The 16,185-nt window shown below is 55.5% G+C and carries 16 protein-coding genes; 2 read left to right on the top strand and 14 right to left on the bottom strand.

Going from position 1 to position 16,185, the window contains the following annotated elements; translation table 11 throughout:
- Positions 1-66 precede the first annotated feature (66 nt).
- A complete protein-coding gene (locus CMR03_RS04615) occupies positions 67-1,887 on the top strand; it encodes a methyl-accepting chemotaxis protein (protein WP_063880350.1) in 1,821 nt (606 codons plus the stop codon).
- Positions 1,888-1,967: 80 nt separating this feature from the next.
- On the opposite strand, the gene sixA is transcribed toward CMR03_RS04615, so the two are convergent.
- The 4 genes from sixA to CMR03_RS04635 form a co-directional block, all read right to left on the bottom strand.
- Complete coding sequence (gene sixA / locus CMR03_RS04620; RefSeq protein WP_063880351.1) at positions 1,968-2,450, bottom strand: phosphohistidine phosphatase SixA; 483 nt, start codon at positions 2,448-2,450, stop codon at positions 1,968-1,970.
- Positions 2,451-2,651: 201 nt separating this feature from the next.
- Positions 2,652-4,772, bottom strand: coding sequence for a fatty acid oxidation complex subunit alpha FadJ (gene fadJ, locus CMR03_RS04625; protein WP_096010915.1), 2,121 nt, complete (start codon positions 4,770-4,772; stop codon positions 2,652-2,654).
- Positions 4,772-6,082, bottom strand: a complete 1,311-nt coding sequence (gene fadI, locus CMR03_RS04630) for an acetyl-CoA C-acyltransferase FadI (protein ID WP_096010916.1) — start codon at positions 6,080-6,082, stop codon at positions 4,772-4,774. Before fadI ends, fadJ begins: the two co-directional genes overlap by 1 nt.
- Positions 6,083-6,244: 162 nt before the next feature.
- Complete coding sequence (locus CMR03_RS04635) at positions 6,245-6,541, bottom strand: YfcZ/YiiS family protein (RefSeq protein WP_063880354.1); 297 nt, start codon at positions 6,539-6,541, stop codon at positions 6,245-6,247.
- A gap of 357 nt (positions 6,542-6,898) precedes the next feature.
- Between CMR03_RS04635 and fadL the strand changes: the two genes are divergently transcribed.
- Positions 6,899-8,173, top strand: a complete 1,275-nt coding sequence (gene fadL / locus CMR03_RS04640; RefSeq protein ID WP_063880355.1) for a long-chain fatty acid transporter FadL — start codon at positions 6,899-6,901, stop codon at positions 8,171-8,173.
- Between the two features lie 154 nt (positions 8,174-8,327).
- Here the strand turns inward: fadL and mlaA are convergent, their stop codons facing one another.
- From mlaA to ccmA, 10 genes are all read right to left on the bottom strand, one after another.
- Positions 8,328-9,092 (bottom strand): phospholipid-binding lipoprotein MlaA, encoded by a 765-nt coding sequence (gene mlaA / locus CMR03_RS04645; RefSeq protein ID WP_063880356.1) that lies wholly within the window; start codon positions 9,090-9,092, stop codon positions 8,328-8,330.
- A 130-nt stretch (positions 9,093-9,222) separates the two neighbouring features.
- Entirely contained in the window at positions 9,223-10,437 is a 1,215-nt protein-coding gene (gene ccmI / locus CMR03_RS04650; protein ID WP_096010917.1) for a c-type cytochrome biogenesis protein CcmI, read from the bottom strand.
- A complete protein-coding gene (locus CMR03_RS04655) occupies positions 10,437-10,892 on the bottom strand; it encodes a cytochrome c-type biogenesis protein (protein ID WP_096010918.1) in 456 nt (151 codons plus the stop codon). Before CMR03_RS04655 ends, ccmI begins: the two co-directional genes overlap by 1 nt.
- Positions 10,889-11,443, bottom strand: coding sequence for a DsbE family thiol:disulfide interchange protein (locus CMR03_RS04660; RefSeq protein WP_096010919.1), 555 nt, complete (start codon positions 11,441-11,443; stop codon positions 10,889-10,891). Before CMR03_RS04660 ends, CMR03_RS04655 begins: the two co-directional genes overlap by 4 nt.
- Positions 11,440-13,398 carry a heme lyase CcmF/NrfE family subunit gene (locus CMR03_RS04665; protein ID WP_096010920.1) on the bottom strand — a complete coding sequence of 653 codons (1,959 nt, stop codon included), beginning with the start codon at positions 13,396-13,398 and terminating at the stop codon, positions 11,440-11,442. The genes CMR03_RS04660 and CMR03_RS04665 overlap by 4 nt, the downstream gene beginning before the upstream one ends.
- Positions 13,395-13,880 (bottom strand): cytochrome c maturation protein CcmE, encoded by a 486-nt coding sequence (gene ccmE / locus CMR03_RS04670; protein ID WP_096010921.1) that lies wholly within the window; start codon positions 13,878-13,880, stop codon positions 13,395-13,397. Before ccmE ends, CMR03_RS04665 begins: the two co-directional genes overlap by 4 nt.
- A complete protein-coding gene (gene ccmD / locus CMR03_RS04675) occupies positions 13,877-14,107 on the bottom strand; it encodes a heme exporter protein CcmD (protein WP_096010922.1) in 231 nt (76 codons plus the stop codon). Before ccmD ends, ccmE begins: the two co-directional genes overlap by 4 nt.
- Positions 14,104-14,844, bottom strand: a complete 741-nt coding sequence (locus tag CMR03_RS04680; protein ID WP_096010923.1) for a heme ABC transporter permease — start codon at positions 14,842-14,844, stop codon at positions 14,104-14,106. Before CMR03_RS04680 ends, ccmD begins: the two co-directional genes overlap by 4 nt.
- Before the next feature lie 54 nt (positions 14,845-14,898).
- The gene (gene ccmB / locus CMR03_RS04685; protein WP_096010924.1) at positions 14,899-15,558 is read right to left on the bottom strand and encodes a heme exporter protein CcmB; all 660 of its coding nucleotides are present in this window, start codon (positions 15,556-15,558) and stop codon (positions 14,899-14,901) included.
- Positions 15,558-16,175, bottom strand: coding sequence for a cytochrome c biogenesis heme-transporting ATPase CcmA (ccmA, locus tag CMR03_RS04690; protein WP_096010925.1), 618 nt, complete (start codon positions 16,173-16,175; stop codon positions 15,558-15,560). The genes ccmB and ccmA overlap by 1 nt, the downstream gene beginning before the upstream one ends.
- Between the last annotated feature and the right edge of the window lie 10 nt (positions 16,176-16,185).

The following is a 16,185-nucleotide window of genomic DNA, read 5'->3' on the forward strand; positions in this document are numbered from 1 at the left end:
ACGTTCAAGCATTTAGGCATATTACGTTTAAACATTATTGGCACATTGACCAAGGGAACTTTTTGAATGAGCGGGTTGAGTAATTTTTTTGAGAATTTAAAAGTGGGCAAAAAGCTCATGCTCGGTTTTGGGCTTATTTTATTGTTGAGTCTGGCTGTCGCGATATGCGGCATTAAAAATCTGAATGACATTAGCGTGCGGGCCGAAAAGCTCAGGGAGCTTAAAAGCGTCAATGACCGGTTTTCACAGGCCAAAGATGCCCGCCTGCAATTCGTTAAAACACATGATGAAAAATTCATCGTTCTGAACGAAGACATGCTGAAAGAGGTAGATCAGAACTTGAAAAACCTGGGCGTTTTTCGTTGGGATGACAGTCAGCAGGCAATGATTACCGCGATGCCGTCGGCCATTGCCACTTACCGGCAGAAACGGGCCGGTACCGTGCAGGCCGTCCGTGACGGTACGCAGGCGCTGACGAACCTCTCCGTGGCTGATGAGATGCGTGCTATTGGTCAGCTCGCCGCAAGCAATAACGGTGACGCGCAGACCGCCGCCGCGTTGCAGGAGATCAATAAGCATTTGAGCGGCGTAGCGGTGCGGGTGAAACTCTTTGGCCTTGAGCATAAAGATGAAGATCGCAATGTGCTCAGCAGCTTCCTCACTGAAACCGTCGGACTTATTGCGCAGATCAAATCTCGGCTTACCCCCGCAGACGCTGCAGCAATCGACAAAATCAGTGAACAGCTCGTGACAAAACAAGCGGATATCAGCGCGATGATGGCTTCGGTAAAAGCGGGCGAAGAGGCCACAGCCGAACTGGCGGCGGCAGGCAAAACCCTGACCGATATGAGCAATGCGTTGTTTACCCAACAGCTGGACGCCACCAATCACGATGCCAGACAAGCCGTTTGGCTGATGGCGACCATTGTTATTGGTGCCATCATTGCGGGTATTCTTATTGCGCTGTTTATTACCCGCCAGCTGACGCGTCCCTTATCTGAGCTTCTGCATATTGCCCGACAAATGGCACGTGGCGATCTCAGCACCGTGATGCACACCTCTCGCCGGGATGAACTGGGCGAACTCATGCATGCGGTAGGTGAAATGAGTGATGAACTACGCCGGATTATCAGCGGTATCCGCAGCGGCGTCACCAGCGTGAGTCAGGCGTCGGCAGAAATCGCCTCCGGGAATAATGACCTGTCTGCGCGAACGGAAAGTCAGGCGGCCGCCCTTGCGCAAACGGCAGCCAGCATGGAGCAGCTGACATCCACCGTAAAACAGAATGCCGATAATATTCATCATTCCAGCAGACTGGCGCAGGAAACCTTCGACACGGCCAGCCGTGGCGGACAACTGGTTACCAGCGTGGTCAGCACGATGAATGAAATTTCTGCCAGCTCAGGAAAAATCTCGGAGATCACCTCCGTGATTAACAGCATCGCGTTTCAGACCAATATTCTGGCACTGAACGCTGCGGTCGAAGCGGCACGGGCCGGCGAACAGGGTCGGGGTTTTGCCGTCGTCGCCAGTGAAGTGAGAAACCTGGCGCAGCGCAGCGCGTTAGCCGCGAAAGAAATCGAAACGCTGATTCAGGATTCGGTTGCCCGTATCAGCGCGGGTTCGCAACTGGTCAGTCAGACAGGCAACACCATGGGTGAAATCGTTACCTCAGTCAGCAATGTGACAGAGATACTGAACGAGATTTCTCAGGCATCTGAAGAGCAGAACCGCGGCATTGCGCAGGTGGGCGTGGCTATCGTTGAAATGGATAACGTGACGCAGCAAAACGCGGCGTTAGTGGAACAGTCCTCTGCGGCGGCCAGTGCGCTTCATGACCAGGCACAAACGCTGGCAGGCTCGGTATCACGTTTTGTGATTGCGTAATCTGTTCGGGAAAAGCCTGACGGGATGGTTGTTCCGTTGTGGATTCATGCATGTTCGGGCCTTTTTATGGCCCGACATCATTACATGGCTTTCGCCAGTTTTTTCGGGCTAATCTGCCACAGCAATGTGCCCTGGCTTTCAGCGGGATCGAAGTCAACGCAGGCGATTGCAGAAGTGGCAAACATTGGCGGTGTTTCCTGGGGGCACAGTTCCGACACCAGGTATCCCACCAACGGTAAGTGAGAGATCACTAGCACCGATTTCACCCCTTCATTGGCCAGCGCCTGCAAATGGCATCCCACCAGACCGGGATCGCCGCCGGGCGTGAGTTCCGGCAAAATATCCTCACCGTCTGGCAAAGGAAAGGCCTCACGAAACGTGGCGAGCGTTTGCTGCGCACGCAGATAAGGACTGACCAGTACACGTTCAATGTCAACAGACTGACCTTTTAACCAGTTTGCCATTTGACGTGATTCGTCACATCCACAAAGCGTTAAAGGCCTGACCGAATCACTGGCAGCCTCAAGAGCCGCATCGCCGTGACGCATGATAAAAACTTGCATAAAGCACCGCTGTAGTTTGTCGACATCGCCTGATGCATTCGCGTCAGGCGCTTCATTCTGCGAATGAACGTCGTGTTGTACCCTAATGACTTCAGTATAGTCAACCGGTTGTTTATTAAATAAGCACCTGTCAGATTCGTGTAGCGCCTCACGCTTGTGCGGCGCGTTTCTAACCCCCTGAATCAGGATGGGTATTCGTATTTATGAAGAAGTGTAAAACTTTGTCTGCTGCTCCGCCGCGCGCAGCAGTGCGTCACAGGGCGCAAAACGGTCACCGTATTGCTGCTCAAGCCGCGTTAATCTGCTCACAACCTCTGCTGCGCCCAGCCTGTCAATGTAATGAAACGGCCCTCCCAGGAACGGCGGAAAGCCAATGCCAAACACGGCACCGATATCACCGTCCCGCGGCGAGCGAACAACCTGCTCATCCAGACAGCGCACCGCTTCGTTTACCATCATCAACACACAACGCTCGGCAATCTGCGCGCCACTCTGCGTCTTCACCGGTTTACGCTTCAATAAGCTGTACACCGCGGGATCGACTTTTTTGCGCGCGAATCGCGACGATCCATACAGATAAAACCCCTTACCGTTTTTACGCCCTTTGCGTCCGTCCTGAATCACCGCATCCAGCGCAGAAGGCGCAGCAAACCGCTCGCCATAAGCCTGTTGTAACCCCGGGGAGATTTTACTGCCGACATCAATCCCCACTTCATCCAGTAACTGAACGGGCCCGACCGGGAAACCAAACTTCACCAGTGCCCGATCGATGTGATCGATCGGCTCCCCTTCCACCACACAGCGCATGGCTTCATTGATGTAAGGCGTCAGAATACGGTTGACGTAAAAGCCCGGTTTGTCCGCCACCACTATCGGCGTTTTACCCTGTTTTCGTGCCAGCGTGACCGTGCTGGCCAGCGTTTCAGGTGAGGTTGTCGCATGCGGAATCACCTCCACCAGCGGCATTTTTTCTACCGGACTAAAGTAATGCAGACCGATGATGTTCTGCGGACGCTGGGCCGTCGCGGCAATCTCCGCAATAGGGATCGATGACGTGTTAGACGCAAAGATCGTATCAGGCTGACAATGCGCCTCGACGTCGGCCACCATCTGCCTTTTAAGCGCCAGATCCTCAAACACCGCCTCAATGACCATATCGCGGTGAGCAAAACCCTGATAATCCGTGCCGCCGCTGATGCGTGCCATCTGCTGCTGACGCTGCGCCGGACTTAACTGCCGACGTTTCACTTTTTTACCGAGCAGCGCCCAACTGGTTTGCAGCGCATGGTTGATGCCTTGCAGGCTGATGTCTTTGATGCGCACCGGCAACCCGGCATTGATGGCGCTGACGCTGGCGATCCCGCCGCCCATCAGTCCGCCCCCCAAAACCCCAACCCGCTGGATGAGTCGTGGTTCAGCACGGGTCCCGTTCTCTTTCTTCAGCGCTGTTGAGGCAAAAAACAGACTGCGCAGCGCGGCCGACTCGGGTGTCATCGCCAGCTCGCCAAACGCGCGTGCCTCGGCGGCATAACCGGCCTGGCTGTTCTGCTCCAGGCCGATGCGTACCACCTCGATGATGCGCTGTGCCGCAGGATAGTTACCCTGCGTTTTACGGTCGGTTTCACGCCTGACCAGCGCGAACAGCGCCTGGCGAGCCACCGGGCCTTGCAGCAGTCGATCGCGCAATGGCAGCGGCGCTCTGCGGAATTTTCCTTTTTTTACCTGCGCAATGGCGGTATCCAGCAGAATGGCCTGCGGCACGGCATCGTCCACAATGCCCAGCTTTTTCGCCTGTTTTGCTCGCAGGTTTTTACCGGTAAGAATGAGCGGTAGCGCTTTCTGCACGCCGATTAAGCGAGGCAGACGCTGGGTACCGCCCGAGCCCGGCAGTAATCCCAACTGTACCTCCGGCAGGCCGATGCGGGTTTTATCATCCAGCGAGCAGATGCGCGTGTTACAGGCCAGCGCCAGCTCAAGACCACCGCCCAGGCAGGCACCGTGGATCGCTGCCACCACCGGAAAAGGTAAGGCTGCGATAGCGGCCATCACCTCCTGTCCTTGTCTCGCCAGCGCTTCCGCCTCATGGGCGTTTCGACAACGATCGATCATGCTGATATCGGCACCTGCAACAAAGTTGTCAGGCTTGCCGGAAATCAGCACCAGCCCCAGCAACTGCGGGTTCTTGCGCGCCTGCGCGATGATCGCCGCAATCTGCGCCGCAAATTCCGCCTTTAATGTATTCATCTTTTCATCTGGCACATCAATGGTGATCACGCCAACGTGATCGTCCCGCATCTGTAATGTGAAAGCGCTCTGTTCCATTATTCGGCCTCCAGAACCATTGCTGCACCTAAACCCCCGGCGGCACAGGCCGTGACTAAACCCAGCCCTCCGCCCCGGCGGCGTAATTCATTTAATGTCTGGGTGATCATGCGCGCACCGGTGGCGGCAAAGGGATGCCCAAAGGCGATCGATCCGCCCGAGACGTTAAAGCGCGCCTCGTCGACCTCGCCCAGCGCATGCGGACGGTTTAACACGTCCCGGGCAAAGCGTTCATCACGGAACATTTTTAAATTGCTTAACGTCTGCGCCGCGAACGCCTCGTGCATATCTATCAGGGTTAAATCACTTAGCGTGATTCCGGCGCGATCCAGCGCTAAAGGGGAAGCATAGGCCGGCCCTAGCAGCATGTCCTGCCAGACGTCGATAGCGGTAAACGCATAGCTGCGTAAGTAGCCCAGCGGCTGTAACCCGAGCTCTTTTGCCCGGCCTTCACGCATCAAAATGACTGCCGCCGCACCGTCGGTAAGCGGCGTGCTGTTTGCCGCGGTGACGGTACCGTGCTGGCGGTCAAACGCCGGGCGCAGTCGGGCATAGTCGGCGGCTTTCGCATCCATGCGCACATTATTATCCTGTTCAATGGGCGTTTTCCACGGGGGTACAAAAGCGGCCATCACTTCCTGATTCAGCACGCCTGACTGCCAGGCCTGGGCTGCACGCTGATGCGATCGCAAGGCCAGCGCGTCCTGCTCTTCCCGGCTAATGCCGTGCGTTTTCGCCATCTGTTCTGCAGTATCACCCATGCGTAATCCTGTGGAATATTCCGCGACCGCAGGCGGCACCGGTAACAGATCTCGGGGCCGCAACCGCCGTAGAATATGTAACTTCTGCGAAAGGCTGCGCGCTTTATTCATGTCCACCAGCGCACGCGCCAGCGTTTTATTCACCCCGACAGGCAACACCGAGGAGGAGTCAGCCCCGCCCGCAATGCCCGCAGAAATGGTACCGGCCAGTAAGCTTTCAGTGACGTTTGCCACCGCCTGAAAGCTGGTGGCGCAGGCCCGGCTGACGCTGTAGGCGTCGGTATTCACACTCAGGCCACTGCTCAGCACAATCTCACGCGCAATATTCGGTGCTTCCGGCATCTGCACCACCTGCCCGAAGACCAGTTGTTCGATGATGTCGACCGGAAGCTCACTGCGGGCCATGATTTCGCTTATCACCATGCGGCCCAGCTCGACCGCTGGGATGCCATGAAAACCCGTAGCCTGGCGAAGGAAAGGTGTACGTAATCCGTGGGTTATGGCGATGCGCTCGCCATTACGCGTCAGCAGTGACTGCGCTTTGCTCATTGTTTTCACCTGTACATCGTGACCGAGGCATCATTGCCGAAAGAGGTCTGACCTGATCCACAGTGTTAACCACAAGCCGGGGCGCCGCCAACATCAGGAGGAGAAAAGTGAGATGAGAAACACGAAAATGAAAAACGCCGCACAGAAGCGGCGTCGAAAGCCTTAACGTAAACCGAGTTGAAAAATCAGGGTTTCAGCCTGACAGCTAAAGGTGAAATCGATATTAAGCTGCACGCCGTCGGCCTCTTCCACCATGCTGGCTTGGATAACGCAGGGTTCGGACTCGACCTGCCGCGCTTTTTCAGTCAGGCGGGCCAGTTTACTTTCCGCCTCGGCACGCCGGGCAAACCATTCTGACCAGCTGGCCGTACAGTCCGAATTATCCATCACCGTACCGACATCGACACAACAGCACGCGGCCGTTTCTGTCGCGCTACATTTTTTTAAAGCATCAGTCATGGGTCTCTCCTGACAACACATCATAAGGTGGGTAATTTTCTGCTAAAAATTTTACGCCTTCATTTTTCAGGCTGCCAGACACACCGCGCTAAGTGACGAATATCACAATAAAATTTGATATGGATCAGTTTTAATCCTGCCTCTCTTGCCGTTTTATCCTGAGAAGTGTTAAGCAGATCGAATTTTCATCGATCAAATTGGAAATATTTTAAAAACAATATTGCAACATGTGTACAGGTCGGACCTATACTCTCCGCACTGGTCTGATATGTACGTTTGACATCAGTCCATACAATCCGCCGTTCCTTGTTACGCGACGTCACAACGTTAAATAATAATTCACATGAGGTTGTGGTCATGAACCATAAAAACCTGTTCGCAAAGTCAGCCGTGGCAGCTGCAGTAGCGCTAATTTCCTCTAACGTATACGCAGCCGGATTTCAGTTAAATGAATTTTCTTCCATTGGTTTAGGTCGCGCTTATTCTGGCGAAGGCGCAATGGGTGATACGGCGGCCTCAGCCAGTCGTAACCCGGCAACCATGGCGCTCATGGATCGTCCTGAGTTTTCTATCGGTGCGGTTTATATTGATCCTCAGGTCGATATCAGTGGGCAAAGTCCATCGGGACGCAGTCTGGATGCGAAAAACATCGCCCCCAATCAGTGGATCCCTAACCTGCATTACGTCCAGCCGATTAACGATCAATGGTGGGTTGGCGCATCAGCGACCTCAAACTACGGCCTGGCGACAGAATTTAACGATGGCTATACCGCGGGGGGATTCGGCGGTAAAACCGACCTGATGACCGCTAACCTGAACCTCAGCACCGCTTATCGTCTGAATGAGCATTTCAGCTTCGGTGTGGGCTTTGACGCTGTTTATGCCAAAGCAAAAATTGAGCGTTATGCTGGCGAATCCTTCTCTGCACTCGGAATTCCGGCTGATACGCAGATTGCCCGCCTGAAAGGTGACAAATGGGGCTACGGCTGGAACGCCGGTATTTTGTATGAAGTGGATGAAAATAACCGTTTCGGTTTCACCTACCGCTCTGAAGTGAAAGTCGATTTCGATGGGGATTACAAAAGTAATCTGCCCGCCGCTATCAATGCCTTTAATCTTCCCGGTGCACCTTTTGGCACAAGCGGTAATACCATTCCGGGGTCACTAACCCTGAACCTGCCAGAAATGTGGGAAGTTTCAGGCTGGCATAAAGTGGCACCGCAGTGGGCCGTGCACTATAGCCTGGCCTATACCAGCTGGAGCCAGTTCCAGGAGCTGAAAGCGACGGGCTCAAACGGCCAGACGCTGTTTTACAAAGATGAGGGTTTCCATGATGCCTACCGCATCGCACTGGGTACCACCTATCAGTACGACAAAAACTGGACCTTCCGCAGCGGTATCGCCTTTGATGACAGCCCGGTTCCGGCAGATAAACGTTCTATCTCTATCCCGGATCAGGACCGTTTGTGGCTGAGCGCCGGTGCCTCTTATGCGTTTAACGACGCTGCATCGGTAGACGTCGGCGTGTCTTACATGCACGGTCAGAAAGTCACCGTACAGGAAGGCAACTATACCTTTAACTCCAGCGGTAAAGCCTGGCTGTATGGCGCGAGCTTTAACTACAAGTTCTGATGCGCTAAACGCATAAAAAAAGCGACACTGCGTGTCGCTTTTTTATTGTCCAACGATCATCAACGTTATCAGGACGGCAGCGTAACAGCGTTACATCATCCTGCGCCAATCCTGAGGCCGCCCTTTGCACAGGCGGCTTTTCACTCGCCGTGGCTTACTGAGAATCAATATCTTTCAGATCGCCCTGAATCGCCGCAGCGTTAGGATTATCTTCTGGCTTCAGCTTGCCGCCGCGCGCCAGGAAGTCATAGCGCTGGAAATAGGCGCTACGCACAAAGGCGTAAGGATCGCGTTGCTGTTTCAGGATGGCATCCGAGTCCAGCAGTTGCGCGCGTGATTCAATGCCTTCCAGTGTCCATTTACCAATCGACATGGGCCAGGTCAACCAGCCAAGCACAGGATAAAGCGTATCGACGTAGTCACCGCCGTCCTGACGCACCGTGAAGCTCCCATAGCCAGGTAACTGCACATAAGGACCGTAGCCCACACCATAATGGCCCAGCGTAGTACCAAAACGCTGCGATCCCTGACGTGCCAGTTCCGGATTGGCTTTACCGGCGACATCGATGAAACCGCCAAGCCCCAGCACCGTATTCAGGAAGAAGCGCGTAAAGTGGATACCTGCGTTACGCGGATCGCCGACCAGGATAGCATTCACCATACTGGCTGGCTCGCCAAGGTTACCCAGGAAGTTGCTCAGGCCAGCACGTGCAGGCACGGGCACGTAGTCGCGCCAGGCGACTGCCACAGGGCGCAGCACGTACGGGTCCAGCACGTTATAGTTGAAGTTGAACATTGTGCGGTTAAAGCCTTCAAGCGGATCGCTACGCCCTGCAGGCGCGTCGTCGTCAGGCTTTGAACTGGCACAACCAACCAGAAGCACACTGGCCAAGGCCAGGCTGGTCAGGCGGTGATCCATTTTTTTCTCCCTGTGCATGTAAGTTATTTATACCCTGCAAGTTTCACCGGGTAGATCAGCGCATTGCAGCAAGCATAGCTGATATCTCCCGTGCGGTTTACAGATTCAGACATTGCCAGATAGCAGCCGGTTAAGGCTGCTGCTGATCGATCGCCACGGCAATGTGCTGATGACCATCCCAGGGAACCACTGCGCTAAGCCCGAACCAGTCACCCGGCTCTGGACTGGCGCGGCCATTGCGTGAAATTCTGACGCGCACCTGGATCTGTTTCTGCGCCGAAAGACGGCGATCTTGCAACATGGCATTACTGTCATCCAGCGTCAACGATACGGGAAAATGGCCGGGCGATAGCCGCTTCACCGCCACCGGGACAGGCGATATACCGTCAGTAACCGAAATATACATGACTCCGCCCGGCGGTAACATTTTTTCTGCCTGCGGAGAAAGTGTCACGTCGACCGCCAGCTGTGTGTTTTGCTGCCCGGCGTCTGTTTTGGCTTGTTCAATGCTGCGCGCGATGCCGTCGCGACGAGGATCATCGGTCGGCAACACGTGCAACAGCGTTTCCCAACTGTCTATGGCCTGCGAATACTGCTGCTGTTCAAACGCATTATAGGCCAGCAGACTCAGCGTGCGGATATTCTGCGGATGCTGTTTAAGCAGATCCTTAAGCAACAGCCCGGCCTGGCGGTTATCCTGAGGATCGCCCGATCGCGTCAGTACCTCGGCATAATCCTGCTTTAAGGCCATATTGTTGGGTGCTAACTGGAGTGCTCGCTCAAACGCCTGCCGGGCGGTTGTGGCATCATTGAGTACCATACCAAGACGGCCCAGCATCGCCCAGCCGCCAGGATTATCAGGTTCGCTTTGCAGTTGGCTGCGCAAACCGAGCTGTAAACGTGAGAGTTGCTCCAGGGTAAGCGGCCGGGCATGAGGGTCCATAACCTGCGCGCGCAGCGCAGGATAGTCTTCCTGTATCTGCATCCAGCTACTCAACTGCGTTAATCCGCCGGTTTTGAGATAGCTCGCCACAGACACGACGATCAACACGATAAGGCCGGGTAACAGCACCCAACGACGGCTGCTGCTGTGCGCGTGGGTCTCCGACGCAGGCGGGATGTCACTGAGCAGGGTTTGCTGTAACTCTCGCTCCATCACGGCCCGATCGGCAATCACGCCCTGTTCTTCATCCTGAGTGAGTTCAGCCAACCGTTGCTGATAAAAATGTGTGTTAAGGCTGTCGCGCGCATCTCCGCGCGCCTCGCGTTGTCGCCAGCCTGCAGCCAAAAACAGCACGCAGGCCGCCAGCAGGAGCAGCAACATCGTGATTAAAAAAACCGCCATTATACTTTCCTGTCCGACTTCAGAATCGCCGCCAGGCGCTGCTGTTCTTCATCATCAAGCTCGCTGCGGGTTTTACGCTGACGACTACGCAGCACGATCACGGCAGCGCCCAGTACCACAAACAGTGCCGGCCCGGCCCATAAGATCAGGGTGGATGGGGTGACAGGCGGCTGGTAGCTGACGAAATGGCCATAGCGCGCCACCATATAGTCGATGATCTGCTGACGACTCTGTCCCTGTTTCATCAGGTGGTAAACTTTTAACCGCATATCTGACGCAATCATGGCGTTGGAGTCGGCAATGCTGTTGTTCTGACACTTAGGGCAGCGCAGCGAGGCCGTGATGTCCCGGTACTGCTCTTCCTGGGCGACGGAGTCAAATGCATAGGTGTCCATCGCGGCCCACAGGCTGGCGCTAAACAGCAGCCCACAGATCATCATCACAAGGGATTTCATGCGCCGCTCTCCTTCATATATTTATCCCACAACGGCTTCACTTCCTGTTGCCAGACGCGCGGATTCAGGTCACCGGCATGGCGATAGCGAATAATCCCGTTGCCATCAATCAGAAAAGTTTCAGGTGCGCCGTAGACGCCAAGATCGAGGCCCAGCATTCCGTCACCATCATACAGGCTGAGCGCATAAGGATTGCCCAGCGTATTCAGCCAGGTCACCGCCTTTTGGCGATCGTCTTTGTAGTTCAGCCCTACAACACGGACGCCCTGCTCTGCCAGCGCATTAAGATAGCGATGCTCGGCACGGCAGGTTGGACACCAGGTCGCCCAGACGTTCAGCAACAGCGGCTTACCGGTAATCAGCGTCTGCTGATTATAGGTTTGACCCGGTTTATCCAGCGCCTCCAGCCTGAAAACGGGCAGGGGCTGGCCAATCAGAGCTGACTCCAGCCGGGAAGGATCGTCCCCTTCAGCATTCCGTGACAGTTGCCACAGGAGGGCGGCTGCCAGCAGTAAAAATAATACCAGCGGAACAAACAGAATTTTTTTCATGCCTGCGCCTCAGGATCGGCTTTCTTGCGTGAGCGATAACGGGGGTCCAGTAAACAGAACAGGCCGCCGACAGCCATGAACAGTCCACCAAACCAGATCCAGCGAACAAAAGGTTTGTAGTAAAGACGCACCGCCCAGCTGCCGTCATTCAGCTCTTCACCCAGCGCAGCGTAAAGATCACGGGTAAAACCCCCGTCAATAGCCGCCTCGGTCATCATGGTACGCGCAGCAGAGTAAAAGCGTTTTTCGGCATACAGGATGGCTTCCGGCTTGCCCTTGCGAGAAACATCAATGACTGCGACGCCGCCGCTGTAGTTAGGGCCTTGTAACTCCTGAACATCACGAAAAACAAAATGGTAGTGATGGATATCGACGCTGTCGCCTGCTTTCATTCTTACATCGCGCTCAACGCTGTATTGAGTACTGAACGCAATGCCAATCACGGTGACGCCCACGCCAAGGTGTCCCAGCACCATGCCCCAGTGGCTGCGCGAAAGATGACGTAATCCGGTGAAAAAACGGTGACGATGGGTGGCGCGTTCATGCAGCTCCATCAGGGTCAACACGATGATCCATACCGCCATCAGTAATCCCACCACCGTCATGGCTTCAACACGATCCTGCAACCACCAGGGCAGTAGCACGGACGCAATCAGCGTGACGAGCAGCGCTAACACCAAACGGCGCACCAGTTTTTGCGGTTCATCACGTCGCCAGCGCACTAACGGCCCAATACCGAGCATCAATGCCAGCGGGGCCATTAACCAACTAAACATCGTATTAAAGAAGGGTTCGCCTACCGAAATGCTGCCCAGGCCTAATTGCTTATGCACTAAGGGCAATAGCGTACCGAGCAGCACCACCAGCATGGCCGCAATCAACAGTACGTTATTCCCCAGCAGGAAAGATTCGCGCGACCAGAGTTCATTTTGCACCCGACTGCGCACCTGTCCGCCTTTAATGGCATACAGCAGCAGTGAACTGCCAATCACAATCACCAGGAATGCCAGAATAAACATGCCGCGCGCAGGATCGGAGGCAAACGCGTGCACCGACACCAGCACGCCAGAGCGAACCAGGAAGGTGCCGAGCAGGCTCAGTGAGAACGCGGTGATGGCCAACAACACCGTCCAGGCTTTGAAGGTGCCGCGTTTTTCCGTGACCGCCAGCGAATGCATCAAGGCGGTGCCCGCCAGCCACGGCATAAAGGACGCGTTTTCGACCGGGTCCCAAAACCACCAGCCGCCCCAGCCCAGTTCGTAATAAGCCCAGGCTGAACCCAGCACAATGCCGATGGTGAGAAAGAGCCAGGCGGCGGTGGTCCAGGGGCGCGACCAGCGGGCCCAGGCCGTATCCAGCCGTCCCGCCATTAACGAGGCGATGGCAAACGCAAAGGCCACGGAGAAGCCGACATAACCCATATACAGCAGTGGCGGATGAAAAATCAGACCGATATCCTGCAACATTGGGTTGAGATCGCGACCGTCTACAGGAAAATCGGGGAGCGTCCGGCTAAACGGATTTGAGGTGAGGATAATAAACAGCAAAAAGCCCAGATTAATCATCCCCATCACTGACAACACACGGGCCAGCGCGTCCTGCGGCATACCACGGCTGAATATTGCCACGGCCAGCGTCCAGCTGCTGAGCAGCAGCACCCACAACAGCAACGAGCCTTCGTGCGCGCCCCAGGTCGCGGCAATGCGGTAATACACCGGCAGGAGCGTATTAGCGTTATTCACGACATAGCTGACGGTGAAATCATTAACGATAAAGGCCCATACCAGCAGCATAAATGCGCCCGCGATGCAGGCAAACAAACCGGCGGCAAGTGGGCGCGCCATTGCCATTAAACGCGCGTCCTGACGCCATGCGCCCCACAGTGGATAAACGCTGAGCAGAAGCGCCAGCGCTAAGCCGAGACAGAGTAAAAAACTGCCCACTTCTGGCATCATGGTGTGTTCCCTGCCTGCTGTTTCACGGCTTCCTGCCCTTGCGGTGCGGGCTTCATTGCCATGGTAATTTCGGGTGGCGTGTAGTTTTCATCATGTTTCGCCAGCACCTCTTTCGCGTTAATCAGATTGCCGGGTTCAAGAACGCCCTGGGCTACGACGCCCTGACCTTCACGAAACAAGTCCGGTAAGATGCCGACAAAGTTAACGCTGACCACGGCGCTGCCGTCATAAAGCTGAAAGGCGACGGCCAGGGTTTGGGGATCGCGTGTCACGCTGCCGGGCATCACCATGCCGCCCACGCGCAGGCGCTGTCCCGGCTCAGGCCTGATATGCGCTTCGCCTTTGCCATTGATAATTTCACCCGGCGTGTAAAACAGATCGATATTGGACCGCAGTGCATACATCACCAGCGCCGTGGCCAGCCCAAATCCGGTTAGTATCGCCAGCACAACATACAGACGATGACGACGACGGGTATTCACTTTTCCTCTCCTGTCGGTTCACTGGCATGTTGACGTCTGGCCGCACGCAGGCGGCGCTCCCGGGCATCACGCTGACGAATGTCAGCCAGCAGACGACGATGCGACAGCAGCGCGTGCAGTGCCAGCCCCAACATGGGTATTACCGTACACAGGACGGCCAGCCAGACATAGAAGGCATAGCCTCCCATGGCAAAGAAGTCATGCCATGAGGCAAAAGCAGGCGTCATGACTTGCTCCTTGAGTTCGCAAGTGCAATCGCCCAGGGACGTCGGCGTTCCGTTAGCAGGATAAGATTACGCAGGCGCAGTAGCGTAAGAGTAATAAACAACAACAGGTAACCCAGAATCGCCCAGCGCAGCGGCGTGCGCATCGGTGGCGCTATCGCCTGCTGCATCAGCCCGGACGATCCCTGGTGCAGGGTATTCCACCACTGCACGGAAAAATGAATGATGGGCAGATTGATCACGCCGACCAGAATCAGCACGCTGGCCGCGCGTCCGGCCGTCCGGCGATCGTCAAACGCATGGTACAGCGCGATAACGCCCAGATATAAAAACAGCAGCACCAGCTCAGACGTTAATCTGGCGTCCCAAATCCACCATGTGCCCCACATCGGTTTGCCCCAGGCAGAACCGGTGATTAAGGCAATAAAGGTGAAGACAGCTCCCACCGGTGCCATCGCTGCCGAGACCAGATCGGCCATTTTCATTTGCCATACCAGGCCGGTGAATGCGGCAACCGCCATGGCGCTGTAAACGCCCATCGACCACATTGCCGCAGGAACATGAATATACATAATCCGAAAGCTGTCGCCCTGCTGATAATCCGGCGGTGCATAGCCAAATCCCCACACCCATGCCAGCAGCAAACTCGCTATGCAGGCCACGGCGCACCACGGCACCAGCCGACCGCATAACTGATAGAGCCGTTCAGGCTTTGCCAGCTGATGTAATCCTTTCCACATGATGAATTGCTCACATTTAATTAGTGCTTATCTGCACGTCTGTTGCGTGATGATTTATTGCAGCGTGATGCGCAAGGCAGCCGCTGTTGCAAAAGGGGCCAGCGTGGCACTGCCAACCAGCATGGCACCCAGCAGCGCCAGATAACCGCCAATGGCTAACCCCTGCCCCACCGCATCGATGGCGGCGCTGGCAAAAATAAGGACCGGAATCGCCAGGGGTAAAACCAGCAGGCTGAGCAGCACGCCGCCGCGACGCAACCCAACGGTCAGCCCAACCCCGATGGCACCTAAAAAACTCAGCGTTGGCGTACCGAGCAGTAGCGTTAACGCCATGGCCCGCCAGCTGTGCATATCCAGTGAGAGCAACATGGCAACCAGCGGCGAAAGCAGAATCAGGGGCAGGCCGGTTACCAGCCAGTGGGCGATCACTTTGCCCATCACCGCGACCGGTAGCGGCGTGGGCGATAATAAAAGCTGTTCCAGCGTTCCATCGAGATAGTCGTCACGGAACAGCCTTTCCAGTGCGAGCAGCGAGGAAAGCAAGGCGGCAACCCAGACAATGCCAGGGGCAATGCGCGCCAGCTGCTGTGGGTCGGGTCCAATGCCCAGCGGAAAGAGCGTGATGACAATCAGGAAAAACCACAACGGATTGACCACCTCTGCCCCACGACGAAATGCGATACGCAACTCACGCTGAATAAGGCGAAACAGCATTAATGACACTCCACGCTTTTCAGACTGATTTTGGTTATTTCTCTGCGCCAGCCGGGCAAAGCCTGATGGCTGGTCAAAATCAGCGCCCCGCCGCCACCGAGGTGGTCGGCAAATCGGGCGATTAGCGTTTCAACGCCGGTTTTATCGATGGCGGTTAAAGGCTCATCCAGAATCCATAACCTTGCCTGGGTCAGCCACAACCGTGCCAGGGCAATGCGACGCTGCTGCCCCGCAGAGAGTTGCGATGCCGCGACGTCTTCATAACCCGCCAGCTCAACGCTGGCTAGTGCGTTAAAAATTTGTTCATCGCTGCACGTATGATGATAAAACCGCAAATTTTCCAGCGGGGAAAGTGCCGCTTTGATACCCGGAAGATGGCCCAGATACAGCATGGAACGGTGCCATTCGTCGCGTTGCCGCTGAATGGGCTGCGACTGCCACAGCACGTCACCCTGTTCTGGCGTGCTTAATCCCGCCAGGACGCGCAGCAGTGAGGTTTTACCGGCCCCGTTTGGTCCTTCAATTTGCACAATGTTGCCCGCTGCCACGCTAAACGTAAGCGCCTCAAAGAGCGCACGCTCATCACGAACACAAAGCAGATTGATGATTTCCAACATGGGAGGGTAA

The organism is Pantoea allii (genome assembly GCF_002307475.1).
Taxonomy (GTDB): Bacteria; Pseudomonadota; Gammaproteobacteria; order Enterobacterales; family Enterobacteriaceae; genus Pantoea; species Pantoea allii.

Coding starts and splice junctions, on each gene's coding strand:
- fadI (WP_096010916.1), bottom strand. CDS start 6,082: ATGAGCAAAGCGCAGTCACTGCTGACGCGTAATGGCGAGCGCATCGCC.
- CMR03_RS04665 (WP_096010920.1), bottom strand. CDS start 13,398: ATGATGCCAGAAGTGGGCAGTTTTTTACTCTGTCTCGGCTTAGCGCTG.
- CMR03_RS04615 (WP_063880350.1), top strand. CDS start 67: ATGAGCGGGTTGAGTAATTTTTTTGAGAATTTAAAAGTGGGCAAAAAG.
- CMR03_RS04655 (WP_096010918.1), bottom strand. CDS start 10,892: ATGAAATCCCTTGTGATGATGATCTGTGGGCTGCTGTTTAGCGCCAGC.
- sixA (WP_063880351.1), bottom strand. CDS start 2,450: ATGCAAGTTTTTATCATGCGTCACGGCGATGCGGCTCTTGAGGCTGCC.
- mlaA (WP_063880356.1), bottom strand. CDS start 9,092: ATGGATCACCGCCTGACCAGCCTGGCCTTGGCCAGTGTGCTTCTGGTT.
- fadJ (WP_096010915.1), bottom strand. CDS start 4,772: ATGGAACAGAGCGCTTTCACATTACAGATGCGGGACGATCACGTTGGC.
- CMR03_RS04680 (WP_096010923.1), bottom strand. CDS start 14,844: ATGTGGAAAGGATTACATCAGCTGGCAAAGCCTGAACGGCTCTATCAG.
- ccmI (WP_096010917.1), bottom strand. CDS start 10,437: ATGGCGGTTTTTTTAATCACGATGTTGCTGCTCCTGCTGGCGGCCTGC.
- CMR03_RS04635 (WP_063880354.1), bottom strand. CDS start 6,541: ATGACTGATGCTTTAAAAAAATGTAGCGCGACAGAAACGGCCGCGTGC.
- ccmD (WP_096010922.1), bottom strand. CDS start 14,107: ATGACGCCTGCTTTTGCCTCATGGCATGACTTCTTTGCCATGGGAGGC.
- fadL (WP_063880355.1), top strand. CDS start 6,899: ATGAACCATAAAAACCTGTTCGCAAAGTCAGCCGTGGCAGCTGCAGTA.
- CMR03_RS04660 (WP_096010919.1), bottom strand. CDS start 11,443: ATGAAAAAAATTCTGTTTGTTCCGCTGGTATTATTTTTACTGCTGGCA.
- ccmA (WP_096010925.1), bottom strand. CDS start 16,175: ATGTTGGAAATCATCAATCTGCTTTGTGTTCGTGATGAGCGTGCGCTC.
- ccmB (WP_096010924.1), bottom strand. CDS start 15,558: ATGCTGTTTCGCCTTATTCAGCGTGAGTTGCGTATCGCATTTCGTCGT.